The sequence below is a fragment of the Rhodobacteraceae bacterium M385 genome, assembly GCA_025141835.1.
In the GTDB taxonomy this organism is placed as follows: domain Bacteria; phylum Pseudomonadota; class Alphaproteobacteria; order Rhodobacterales; family Rhodobacteraceae; genus Gymnodinialimonas.
In genome coordinates, this window is record CP081102.1 from 1,458,858 (window position 1) to 1,471,169 (window position 12,312).

Here is a 12,312-nt window from a genome sequence, read left to right on the forward strand (position 1 = left end):
GGTGTAAACGGGTGTTTCGCCTCGATGGCGCACAGGGCTTGCAATCTTGGCTGCCCTGCAACAAGTGGGGGGCATGTCGTTGAGTATTTCGCAAAAAGCGCTTGGCGCGTGGGATGTTGTGACCCGCCGCTACGACCAGAAAATTGATAGCGCCCTTGGGCGGTGGCAGGGCCAATTTTTCGCCAACATGGTGGACCACGGCATTTTGCGAAGACGCTGGACGAACGAAGGCCAGATTGCTGAGGGCTTGTATCGTTCCAATCATCCCCACGCGGGAACGTTGGCCCGGTGGAAAGCGCGCGGGATTGTTGAGGTCATCAGCCTGCGCCCTGCAAACAACGCGGTACACTTGTTTGAGGCAGAAGCCTGCGACGCCCTTGGCCTGACCCTGCGAAACGTGCCCCTTGCGGCCCGCCAAGCACCAAGCGCCGATGCTTTGCTGCGGCTGTTGGATACCTTCGATACGATCCAACTGCCCGCCTTGATCCATTGCAAATCAGGGGCGGATCGCACCGGCCTTGCGGCGGCGATGTGGGCGATCCATGTGGAGGGGAAACCCGTGGACGAGGCCAAGCGTGCGCTTGGGTTCAAGCACCTGCATATCCGCGCCTCCAAAACCGGGGTTCTGGACCGCGTGCTTGAGGCTTATGAAGCGCGTGTTGCGAAGGCCCCGATCGGTCTGCGGGAATGGGTCGAGACTGAATACGATCCCGCAAGCCTTTGAAGCGGCTTAGTTAAGCCAAGTTTCCACCTCTAGATCAGCGGTGCAGGTGGACCCATCGGTGGTGCCGATCCAGATATCGACACGCCCGTCGATGGCCTCAGCGCCCGTCAGGTTCAGCATCGGTAGAATGCCCCCGTTGCTGTCGTTGTCGAACTGCCAAACCCGGTCATTCCCGGCCACCAGCAGCGTCGTGTCACAAACCGACACGACCTGCATTTCTACCCGGCGGAATTGGGCCATCTCGGACAGGAATAGCGTATAATTTGGGGTCTCATGCACCAAACCTACGGCGTTGAACGGCAGGTCCGCGCAGGCGCCAAGGTCAATCGTGCCGCCGGCCTGCGTATGCAGGGTTTGGGGGCTGTAGATATCGGTGCCGGTGAAGCGCAATTCCTCGCCGGATATGCCGGGGGCGGGGCAGGTGGTAGCTGGGGTCGTGGCAGGGCCGGGGTTGGGGACGGTCGCGTTGGCAGCCATCAGGTCAATCGTGGCCTCCGCCTCGCGCAGAGCCATGGTCAGGCGATCGGCCTCTGCCTCGGCGGTGGCGAGGTCTTCGGCCATGCGCTGCAAATCGGCCTGTGCACGGGTGGCGGCACGGTCGGCGGCCTCTTGCGCAGCGAGCGCGGCGGTCAGTGCGCTGGCATCCGTGGCTTGAGTGCCGAGGGTTTCGATCTGCGCCTCAAGATCCATGATCTGGGCTTCTAGTGTGCGCTGTGCATCAATCGCCGCGCCTTGATCGGCAATCGCTTGGTTCAACTGGCTGCGAAGCACGCGGGTTTGCTCGCCTTCCCCTTCGCCCGCAGCACGAAGCTGTGCGCGCAGGTCGCTGACGGTGCGCGACAGTTCATCGGCGCGGTTGGTGGCAAGGTCGCGGGCGTCCGTGGCGGCGTCCACATTGGCTTGCAGGGCATCGGCGGTGTCCGACATCTCGGCCAATTCGCTTTCCAACTCGGTCATGGCGCTTTGGGTTGCGGCCAGTTGCGCGCGCAATTCCGCGTCGGTGGCGGGCGGCTCGCTCAGCGCATAGACCCCCACCCCCACCAGCGCGAGGGCCGAGGCGCCCGCGATTGCGGCGCCCTTCCAAGTGTTGCCCTGGGTGGCAGGAGCATCCGGGGCGGGCGGTGCCGCCACGGGTGCTATGATCCGCGTGGTCGCATCGGGAATGGCGGCGAACCATGCCTGCGCATCGGCGGGACGGTCGCGCAGGGGCCGCGACAGGGCGCGATCCAGCAAAGACAACAGGCGCGGATCATGGGCCGGGAAACGCCCCGCGAGGGGCAGGTAGGGGTCCTCTTCCCCGTTCGAGACCTTTTGCGCCCGCATATCCGCCGCCGCCGGGGCCACGCCTGCGATGCAATGGTACAAGCTTGCGGCCAGTGAATAGAGGTCCGAGGCCGGGCCCTGATCGGTTCCGGGCACGTAGAACTCATTGGGCGAATAGCCGTCGGACACCACCCGGAACGTTCCAGCGGCCCGGCTTTGCGCCTTGGTTTCCTGCCGCGCCGCGCCGAAATCAATGATCACGGGCGTGTCGAGGGGATCAATGCGGATGTTGGCGGGTTTGATATCGCGGTGCAGCAGCCGTTCTTTGCCGCGCTCGGGCGCATCGCGGTGAAGGTAGTCCAACGCGGCCAGAAGGGCGCGGGTCAGCTCCATGATATAGGCGGGGGTCAGCAGCTCGGGCTCGTGCGTGATGACATGCTGCAAATCGCGCCCCTCTACGTAATCCATCGCCATATAGGCGGTGCCGTTTTCCTCAAACAGCGTTTGGACGTGGACGATATTGGGGTGACGCAGGGTGGCGAGGGTTCTGGCCTCGCGCAGGAAAAGCGTGCGGGCGGTCTCGAACGGCTCGGCGGTGGAGGCGCTGGCGGCCGATACCGTGAAATCGCCCGCGCGCAGGGCAAGGCCCGCGGGGAAGCATTCCTTGATGGCGACTTTCCGGTCGAGGTTGTCGCGCGCCTCATAGGTAATGCCGAAACCGCCCGCTGCGATGCGGCCCGTGATCCGATACATGCCCTGGCTCAACTCTGCGCCCACGGGAAGCTCTCCGGCGGGGGCGTCGGGCAAGATCCGGGTTTTGGCAGGATCGTCAGACATGAAAAAGCAGGCCTTCGGGCGGGTTACGGGTGGGGCAGGGCCCGCGCGGACCCGTGTGCGGATTGTGGCGAATCCCCGCTCAATTTGTAAACGTCAGGTTAACCTTACGCAAATGTGCGCGTGCGTCCCGGCGCGATACGTCGTCCCCCTTGCGTATCGGCCCCTCCGCCCATAGAAGGAGCGCGATTTTCAAGACGATTATGCCCGCGCGTACACAAGCGCGCGCGAGAGCTGCAAAGAGGATGCCCCATGCAAATCACTGAGACCCTGGCCGAGGGCCTGAAGCGCGAATACACGATCACCGTTCCCGCGTCTGATCTGGAAACCCGCGTGAACACCAAGCTGGAAGAAGCGCGCCCCGAGGTCGAGATGAAGGGCTTCCGCAAGGGTAAAGTCCCGATGGCGCTGCTGAAAAAGCAGTTCGGCCCCCGGATCATGGGCGAAGCGATGCAGGAATCCGTCGATGAGGCCATGCAGGGCCACCTTGACGAGTCCGGCGATCGCCCCGCGATGCAGCCCGAAGTCAAAATGACCAACGAAGACTGGAAGGAAGGCGACGATATCGTTGTTTCCATGTCCTACGAAAAGCTGCCTGAAATCCCTGACGTGGATTACAAAGCGATCAAGCTGGAAAAGCTGGTTGTGACCCCGTCCGAGGAAGAAGTGACCGAAGCGCTGGCCAACTTGGCCGAGAACGCTGAAAGCTTCGCCACCAAGAAGGGCAAAGCAGCCGACGGCGATCAGGTTGTGTTCGACTTTGTCGGCACCGTGGACGGCGAAGCCTTTGAAGGCGGTTCCGCCGAAGATTTCCCCCTGAAGCTCGGTTCCGGCCAGTTCATCCCCGGCTTTGAAGAACAGCTGGTTGGCGTGAAAGCCGGCGAGAGCAAAGACGTGGAAGTGACCTTCCCCGAGGAATATCAGGCCGAGCATCTGGCCGGTAAAGCCGCCGTTTTCGCCTGCACCATCAAAGAGGTGAAGAAGCCTGTCGCCGCTGAAGTGGATGACGAGCTGGCGAAGAAATTCGGCGCCGAAGATCTGGACGCCCTGAAGGGTCAGATCACCGAGCGTCTGGCTTCCGAATACACCGGCGCTGCCCGCGCGGTGATGAAGCGTTCGCTTCTGGACCAGTTGGACGAGGTTGTGTCCTTCGAGCTGCCGCCCTCGTTGGTGGATGCCGAAGCGGGCCAGATCGCGCATCAGCTGTGGCACGAAGAAAACCCCGAGGTGGAAGGCCACGACCACCCCGAGATCGAAACCACCGACGAGCACAAGTCCCTTGCCGCGCGTCGCGTGAAGCTGGGTCTGTTGCTGGCCGAGCTGGGTCAGAAGAACGACGTCACCGTTTCCGACGCCGAGATGACCCAAGCGATCATGAACCAAGCCCGCCAGTACCCCGGTCAAGAGCGTGCGTTCTTCGAGTTCATTCAGCAGAATCAGGCCGCGCAACAGCAGGTCCGTGCGCCTCTGTTCGAAGACAAAGTTGTCGATTTCATCGGTGAGATGGCCCAAGTGACCGAGAAAGAGGTCTCCAAGGATGATCTCAAGGCCGCTGTAGACGCGCTCGACGAAGAATAATTGCCGCCCTCAGGGGCTGGTTGCAAGATTTGGGCGTCCCTCAGGGGGGCGCCTTTTTTGTTGCGCCTCGCCCATGTTTTACTGGGGTTAGAGCGCCTTGTTATCGGATAACGCGGCCCCGCTTTTGAGTATCAGGCTGACCTATAGCCATAGTCATCCCACAGCCGATCCCCGGCATTTTTTACGACACTATTTTCAACACCGCTTTCTTACTTCGTCCCTTCTTTCCGCCTCCATTTTTAACTCAAAGGCTTAATCCAATGTTTAAATTCCCCATCGCCGTGGCGATTGGCCTGACGGTGGCTTCCGCTGCCGCCCATGCCGACGTGATCGTCATCCATGGCACGCCCTCATTCGAACCCGCAATCATCAACCACGGCCCCCATCCCCCGCTTCTGGGCGATGCGCTTGACCGGGCCGATATCCTGTCCATGCCCGCCTTCCACCGCCTGTCCCAGATGTGTGAGACCCTTGGGATGGATTGTGGCGCAGAGCACGCCACCGCAGAAGGTGGCATTGTGCCAGAGTGGACCCCGCGCCACATCGCAGATGCTGAAAAGCGTCTGGCGCAGTTGGTCGAGGACCGCGAAGACTATGTCGCTGCCCTGGAGGAGCATTTTGAGGCGCTGCCCGCGCCACGCCCTGTTGCGCCCTTTCCCCATCGCCTTTTCGGTTGGAACACGACCCCTCACGGAGTGCCTCACATCATCGCGCCCCGGCCGCATCAGTTTGGGCATGTGTTCCCGACGCTGCCGCGCGCCACGGTTCCGCAGGTGACGCTGCCCCGGCCCGTTGTGCCCGGTGCTCATGACCTCTCGGGCTTCTATCACCGCCTGAATACGCCGGGCGCTGTGGTGCCCCGGTCCGTGATGCCCCGCCACATGCTGCCGCGTCATGGCTTTCCGTGGCGGTCGTTCTAACCTCTCCATCGTTTTGCCCCGGTGATTTTGCCGGGGCAGGGCGCTCCTTTCCTTCCACATCATTCGAGTAGAAAAATTATGAAACGCACATTTCCCCTTCTGGCCGTTATGGCCGCTACCCTCGCCGCCCCGGTTGCGGCGCAAGACATCAACAGCATCCTGAACCCCGGCAATTTCGCGGCGCGTCTGAACATGGGTAACGCCCCCGCGATGGCGAACATGCCCCGCGATATGTCTGCCTTGTTTGACGGGCGTACCGTTGGCGCCGCTATGAACCCGGCGCTGGCCAACCAGATCGCGGCCCTGACCCCTGAGACACGTAGCCTTGCGCCCCGGACCTCCATCGCGCCTGTACCGCGCCGCTCAATCGCGCGGATCGTGACGCCAGACGCAGCGCCCGAGGTTGCAGCCTTGCGTGTGGCCCCGGTTGCAGAACCCGAGGCGGGCACGGGCCTTGTTGCCATGATGGCCGACGCCGCCGAGGCCGCGCCCGCGGGCAGCAACACCTTCGTTGTGAACGGCACAAACACGGCCGTGATTCAGTCCGGCCCCAGCGCCGAGGCCCCGCGCCTGAGCCTGTGGCAGCGTTTGTTCGGCATCTAAACACCCCTAAAATATAGGCAACCGCCCCTTGCAGATCAGGGGGCGGTTTTGCCTTTTGACCCATTGGATAAAAAAAGCTTTGGTCATTTCGTTCGCCCGGCTAACGTGTTGTTGGCACACGGAAGGTCAGGGTTTCCGCAGTTCTGCGGGAACGTTTTTAACAATATGATTGATCTCATTACGACGAACTAAGGCGGACGAGGCACCCCTCGCCAGTCCCCAAACAGGAAGGAAATCAACACCATGCGTCTTATGACTGCGAGCGCGATTGCAATGTTTGCAATGGGCGGTGCCGCAATGGCTTGCCCCAACTATCAACTTTCGACCGGATCGCTAAGCTACGATGCCTCTCAGATCGGCAACCCCCAAGGGTTCTCGGTGACGGCAGGCGGTAACTTCACGCTGGACCAATGTGGTCTGGGGTCCTTGGGCTATGGGCAGTTCCGTTCGGCCCCTGATCTGACGTTGAACCTGACCAGCATGGCGGGACGCGAGTTGGACGTGACGGCGACCTCTAGCTGTGACCCGGCGCTTTTGGTGAACGATGCCAACGGCCAGTGGTACTTCAACGATGACCGCAACGGCTTGCAGCCCGGCCTGACCCTTCCTGCGGGCGCCGGTAACGGCCGCGTCGATATCTGGATCGGCACCTTTGCTGGCGGCGGTTGCCCCGCGACGCTGGCGGTTCAGGCCTTGGGTGGCGGCGCGGTTCCCGTGCCTGTGCCTCAGCCCGTCCCACAACCCGTCCCGCAGCCTGTACCGGTTCCGGCCAGCGCCTGCCCCACATGGGAAGTTCCCGGTCCCGCGCTTTCCTTTGACGCGAGCCAGATCCTTCAGCCGCTGTCCTATGTGGCCCAAGCCACCGGCGGCACGAGTGTTCGCGATTGCCCCGGTGTAGAAGGTGGCGGCTACGCCAGCCAGGTGCCTCAGTTCTCGGTGTCCCTGTCGGGCATGGACGGCCACAGCCTGCGCCTTCTGGCGAACGCGGAATGTGATTCCACGCTTCTGGTGAACGGCGCCAACACCCAGTGGTTCTACAACGATGACGGCCAAGGCCAATTGCAGCCACAGTTGGACATTTCTGATCCAGCGGCCCTGAATGGCCGGATTGACGTTTGGGTCGGCACCTATGGTGACCGGGTTTGCCCCAGCACCTTCACGCTTCAGGCGATCCCTGTAGCCGTAGCGCCAACGCCGCAGCCTGTGCCCGTTCCGGTGCCTCAGCCGGTCCCACAGCCCGTACCGCAGCCTGTGCCGGTTCCTGTGCCTGCACCAACGCCTGCACCGGTGCCAGTGCCAACGCCCACACCCACGCCAACACCTGTCCCCACACCTACGCCAACAGCCGGGTGCCCAACGACAGCGATTGAAGGCACGGTTATCACCACCACCGGGTCCGAGCTTTACGGCCCAGATCGTTTCCCGATCAGCGTCGGCGGCGCGACGGCTTTGTCCACCTGCGCGGAAATTCCAAGCAGCACGGGCGTGGCGTATGCTAACCCCGATTACACCCTCTACCTCTCGGGGATGGAGACCTATGGTCGCCTGGAGATCGAAGTTGAAAGCGATTGCGACGCGACGCTTTTGGTTCATGATGCCTTGGGCAACTGGCACTTCGACGACGACTCGGGCGGCAGCTTCCAGCCTGAGTTGAACCTGGCCAACACGGCCGCGCTGAATGGCCGGGTCGATATCTGGGTTGGCTCCTACGGCGAATCCATCTCGTGTCAGGGTGAGATCGAGTTGGAGACCTGGAACTTCTAATCCAGAGGCTTCTTTGACAAGAATAGGGGCGTGGTCTTAGGTGACCGCGCCCTTTTTCCGTTATGGATCAGGGAGTTGGGGCGCACGGGCGACAGGTTAAAGACAGGTAAGGAATTCCAGCCTTTCAAATTTCCTCGGTGAAAGCGATAGTCCGTTCATAGGCAAATGACACGAAACGCCTAGCAACAAACTGAAACACCAAACGACCTAAACCCCTTCTAAGAAAAAGAAATTTCGGAGTAACACTATGAAAAAGCTTCTCGCCGCCGCCTTCGCTCTTGTCGCCACCGCTGGCGTCGCCGCCGCTTGCCCCGCGTGGCAGAACCAAGGTGTGCAGACAGGCTACACAACCGGTCAGGACCTTTGGACGCCAAACCATTACTCGGTCACGGCGGGCGGAGACCAGTCCCTGCGTAACTGCGGTTGGAACCACTCTGGCCACGTGATCTCTCGCCCTGACTTCGAGTTCCAGATCGACGGTCTGGAGCAGTATCGCCGCCTCGAGATCCGCGTAAGCGGCTCCTGCGATACAGTTCTTCTGGTGAACGATGCGTCCGGCAACTGGTACTTCAACGACGATGGCTGGGGCAACCTGAACCCGCTGGTGAACCTGTCGAACCCACGTTCCGGCGTTTACGACATCTGGGTCGGCACCTACGGCACCAACCTGTGTGGCGCGACGCTACAGATGGAAACATTCTGATCTAACTCACTGATAGTGTTAAAGAACGGCCCGCCAGTTTCGGCGGGCCGTTTGCGTTCGGTCGGGGAGGCGGTGACGCGGGTCCGCGCTTTTGCCCCGGCAAAACCGCATACCACGCTCCACCCGCCGTCCCGTTATTCAGGGGCGGGGGTCAGGCGGATCAGGGCGCCCGGGTCGTCATCTATCACGATCAGGATCGCGCCCTCGGCATCGACATCAACGTCGCGCACCCGGCCTTGGCCTGTGCGGAAGCGCTCCTCTGCGATGATCGAGGTGCCGTCGATGTCCAGCCGCACCAAGGATTGCCCCGCCAGAGCCCCCAGAAGGATGTCGCCCTGCCAGTCAGGAAACATCTCGCCTTCATAGAAGATCAGGTCCGAGGGCGCGATGGAGGGGTCCCAATAGTAGCGCGGCTCGATGAAGTCGGGGGCGTGGGCCTGTTCGCCGTCACCCACGTCGGATCCGTTGTAGTTCACCCCGTAGCTCACGACGGGCCAACCGTAGTTGCCGCCCGGTTCGATCACGTTCAGCTCGTCCCCGCCCGCGGGCCCATGTTCCAGCGTCCACACCAGTTGGCTATCGGGCTGGATGGCGAGCCCTTGGATATTGCGGTGACCGTAGGTGAGAACGCCGGGTAGAGCGCCGTCGACGAAGTCCAGCGTGGCGGGGTCGTGGTCGGGTTGCAGCATGATGGTGACGCCATAGGTGGCGGACGCGGGATCTTGGGCTAATTCCCTGTTTTCCGGTGTAAAACGGTCGCCGGTGGTGACGAATACAAAGCCTTCGTCGTCCACAAGCACGCGGCTCCCAAAATGCGCGGGGATCGCCGAAGCGGGCGTTTGCCGCCAGAGTTCCTGCACGTCGGTCAATGCTGTGTGATCCTCCGACAGGGTTGCGAGGGCAAGCGCCGTGGCCGAGGCGGCAAGGCCCTCACGGGCGGAATAGGTGAGGAATATGGCGCGGCTATCGGTAAAATCCGCCGCCAGCGCCACGTCCAGTAAACCGCCCTGTCGGATCGCGCGCACGTCCGGCACGCCGCTGATTTCAGGGCCCATGGTGCCGTCGCGGGTGATGTGGCGCAGGGTGCCGCCGCGCTCGGTCACGATATAGCCCGCGCTGTCAGGCAGGATCGCCAGCCCCCAGGGATGGGCGAGGGTGCCGCTGATTACCTCTTCGTCGAAGGTGATGCCGGAGGTGATCTCGGGCGCTTCGGTCTGGCCGGTAAACGCCGCGACAGAGGCGTCGAAATTACCGGTGCCGTCGTCTACCGGGGCCTCTTGCGCCATGGAGGCGCCTGCGAGGAGCGTAGCGAGGAGAGGAGGGGCGGACAGAATGCGAAGCATGATGGACCTTTGGAAAACGCTGTTGCCTAAACAAATAGGCCGCCTCCCTGCGGAGACGGCCTACTTTTTCGTGAAGTGCCAAGATCGGCGGAATTAGTCCTCGTCAGAGGCTTCTTCTGCCGCCGGTGCAGGGGCGTCGTCGTCATCGTCCATGCCTGCGGCACCGATGTCGTCGAACAGCTCTGCAATCTCGAACTCTGCCTGTGCTTCTTCTTCAGCGGCCAGATCCTGAATGGATTTGCCCGATGCCTGAAGCTCGGCTTCTTCCGCGGAGCGGGCCACGTTCAACTCGATTTCGACCTGCACTTCGGGGTGCAGATTGACGTTGACCGTGTGAATGCCCAGATCCTTGATCGGTGCGGTCAAAGCGACCTGCTTACGATCAACGGTGAAGCCTTCGGCTGTAGCAGCTTCGGCAGCGTCACGGATGGTGACGGAGCCGTAAAGCGCACCGGAATCGGAAGCAGAGCGGATGATGATGAACTGCTGACCAGCAAGTTTCTCACCCAGCTTCTCAGCTTCGGCTTTGGTTTCCAGGTTGCGCGCTTCAAGTTGCGCTTTCTGGGCTTCAAAGCCTTTCAGGTTGGCTTCGTTGGCGCGGAGCGCCTTTTTTTGCGGCAGAAGGAAGTTGCGCGCGTAGCCCTCTTTGACAGAGACTACTTCGCCCATTTGTCCCAGCTTCGCCACACGTTCCAGAAGGATAACGTCCATGATGTGCGCTCCTTATTTAACGGCGTAGGGCAGCAGGGCGAGGAACCGGGCGCGTTTGATTGCTTTTGCAAGCGCACGCTGGTTCTTGGCACCTACAGCGGTGATACGGGAAGGCACGATCTTGCCACGCTCAGAGATGTAGCGTTGCAGAAGACGTGTGTCTTTATAGTCGATCTTCGGCGCGTTCTCGCCCTCAAACGGGTCGGTCTTGCGGCGGCGGAAGAATGGTTTAGCGGCCATTTTGATGTCCTTTCAAACTGAAGGCGGTCGAATCAACGACGCTCGCGGCGGGGTTCACGCTCATCGCGCTTTTGCATCTGGACGGAAGGGCCGTCCTCGTGGGCGTCAACCTTGATGGTCAGAACGCGCATCACGTCGTCATGCAGGCGCATCAGGCGTTCCATTTCCTGGATCGCTTCCGACGGGGCGTCGGTGCGCAGGAAGGAATAGTGACCCTTGCGGTTCTTGTTGATCTTGTAGGCCATTGTTTTGACACCCCAATATTCGGTGTCGATGACCTTGCCGCCGTTGTCGGCGAGGACGGTGCCAAAGTGCTCGTTCAGCGCTTCGGCTTGCGTGTTGGACAGGTCCTGACGCGCAATCATCACGTGCTCGTAGAGAGCCATGGGAACTCCAGTTCATCGTTTCGGGCGCGTTTCAAAGGCCGGGCATTTCAATCCTTGCCCCCCAGCCACGAGGGATCACGCCAAACAAATATCTTAGCAAGGATGGGCGCGTGTACGCCCGTGCGGCTTGGATGTCTAGCCTTTCGTCGCCCGCGTCAGGGCTTTTGGGCCAGTGATCATAGGGTTTGCGCGTTTCTGCCCCATTTCCACCATGATGTCTTGGCAGACAAGCCTCGGATTGTGCCGTCCGAATTCGGACTAATGCGCACGGATGGGCCAATTTGCCCAGAATAGACAAGGGCGGATGCCCCAAGAGCCAAGTGAATGGAGGCCCCCGTGGCGTACCAATGTTATGTAAGGGACGAAAACGGCGCTGCGACGGTCGATTGGGTCGTGGTTATGGCGTTGTTGGTGGGGCTGGGTCTTGCCGTGTCGAACCAAACCGGAGAGGCGCTGACGAGCGAAAGTGGCCAGATTCAGGGCGAGTTGCAGGACGGTTTGTTTGAGACTGCTTGGGACAGCCAATTGGCGGTTCAGCCCGATGGCGAAGCGGGCGAAGAATGCACTGGCGGATACTCGTGTGATCCGGGAACTGGAAGCGGCACAGGGTCCGGCACAGGGACAGGAACAGGGACTGGCACAGGAACAGGTACAGGCACCGGTACAGGCGGCGGGACGGACCCCGACCCTGATCCCGATCCCACGCCCGATCCCGACCCTGATCCCGATCCAACACCAGATCCTGACCCGGACCCTGATCCAATTCCCGACCCTGATCCTGTGCCTGATCCAGATCCCGACCCGCCTTCGGCAAGCGCGCCTGCGGCCGGGTGTCCATCGACGGCTTACTACGGTATTCCAATTGCGTCGGATGGGTCGGACCTGACGCGGAATAACACTTATCAAGTGCGTTATTCTGGCTATACCAACCTGCGGTCTTGTAGCGGTATGCCAAACAATTGGGCGCATTTTGACGCGAACCCGACGTTCACGCTGACGCTGACGGATATGGACAACTACGGCTCGCTTGAGTTCCGGGTTCGGGATGCGTCGTGCGATACCACACTTTTGGTGCGCGATGCGCAGGGCAACTACTACTTCGATGATGACGGCGGCAGCGGTCTTTATTCGAAGCTGAGGCTCTATGATACCGATGCGCTGAACGGGCGTGTGGATGTATGGTTGGGGGTCTATTCCGGCGGTACATGCAACGCAGAGCTGGAAATTCGCGCTCGGAATTAAC

12 protein-coding genes are annotated in these 12,312 nt (G+C 61.3%); 7 read left to right on the forward strand and 5 right to left on the reverse strand.

Going from position 1 to position 12,312, the window contains the following annotated elements; translation table 11 throughout:
- Positions 1–73 precede the first annotated feature (73 nt).
- Positions 74–724: a tyrosine-protein phosphatase gene (locus K3728_07095; protein UWQ96975.1), complete on the forward strand. Its 651-nt coding sequence runs from the start codon at positions 74–76 to the stop codon at positions 722–724.
- Between the two features lie 6 nt (positions 725–730).
- Here the strand turns inward: K3728_07095 and K3728_07100 are convergent, their stop codons facing one another.
- A complete protein-coding gene (locus K3728_07100) occupies positions 731–2,824 on the reverse strand; it encodes a protein kinase (protein UWQ96976.1) in 2,094 nt (697 codons plus the stop codon).
- Positions 2,825–3,073: 249 nt separating this feature from the next.
- Here K3728_07100 and tig point away from each other — a divergent pair, with 249 nt between their 5' ends.
- From tig to K3728_07125, 5 genes are all read left to right on the forward strand, one after another.
- Positions 3,074–4,399: a trigger factor gene (gene tig, locus K3728_07105; protein UWQ96977.1), complete on the forward strand. Its 1,326-nt coding sequence runs from the start codon at positions 3,074–3,076 to the stop codon at positions 4,397–4,399.
- Between the two features lie 260 nt (positions 4,400–4,659).
- On the forward strand, positions 4,660–5,319 hold the full coding sequence (locus K3728_07110; protein UWQ96978.1) for a hypothetical protein: 660 nt from the start codon (positions 4,660–4,662) through the stop codon (positions 5,317–5,319).
- 78 nt (positions 5,320–5,397) lie between these two features.
- Positions 5,398–5,922: a hypothetical protein gene (locus tag K3728_07115; protein ID UWQ96979.1), complete on the forward strand. Its 525-nt coding sequence runs from the start codon at positions 5,398–5,400 to the stop codon at positions 5,920–5,922.
- Between the two features lie 243 nt (positions 5,923–6,165).
- Entirely contained in the window at positions 6,166–7,686 is a 1,521-nt protein-coding gene (locus K3728_07120; GenBank protein ID UWQ96980.1) for a hypothetical protein, read from the forward strand.
- 247 nt (positions 7,687–7,933) lie between these two features.
- Entirely contained in the window at positions 7,934–8,389 is a 456-nt protein-coding gene (locus K3728_07125) for a hypothetical protein (protein UWQ96981.1), read from the forward strand.
- A 134-nt stretch (positions 8,390–8,523) separates the two neighbouring features.
- On the opposite strand, the gene K3728_07130 is transcribed toward K3728_07125, so the two are convergent.
- The 4 genes from K3728_07130 to rpsF form a co-directional block, all read right to left on the reverse strand.
- Complete coding sequence (locus K3728_07130) at positions 8,524–9,732, reverse strand: PQQ-dependent sugar dehydrogenase (protein ID UWQ96982.1); 1,209 nt, start codon at positions 9,730–9,732, stop codon at positions 8,524–8,526.
- A 93-nt stretch (positions 9,733–9,825) separates the two neighbouring features.
- Positions 9,826–10,443 carry a 50S ribosomal protein L9 gene (rplI, locus tag K3728_07135; protein ID UWQ96983.1) on the reverse strand — a complete coding sequence of 206 codons (618 nt, stop codon included), beginning with the start codon at positions 10,441–10,443 and terminating at the stop codon, positions 9,826–9,828.
- A gap of 12 nt (positions 10,444–10,455) precedes the next feature.
- The gene (gene rpsR, locus K3728_07140; protein UWQ96984.1) at positions 10,456–10,683 is read right to left on the reverse strand and encodes a 30S ribosomal protein S18; all 228 of its coding nucleotides are present in this window, start codon (positions 10,681–10,683) and stop codon (positions 10,456–10,458) included.
- Positions 10,684–10,715: 32 nt separating this feature from the next.
- Positions 10,716–11,069 (reverse strand): 30S ribosomal protein S6, encoded by a 354-nt coding sequence (rpsF, locus tag K3728_07145; GenBank protein ID UWQ96985.1) that lies wholly within the window; start codon positions 11,067–11,069, stop codon positions 10,716–10,718.
- A 324-nt stretch (positions 11,070–11,393) separates the two neighbouring features.
- On the opposite strand from rpsF, the gene K3728_07150 reads away from it, so the two are divergent.
- On the forward strand, positions 11,394–12,311 hold the full coding sequence (locus K3728_07150) for a hypothetical protein (GenBank protein UWQ96986.1): 918 nt from the start codon (positions 11,394–11,396) through the stop codon (positions 12,309–12,311).
- Position 12,312 lies beyond the last annotated feature (1 nt).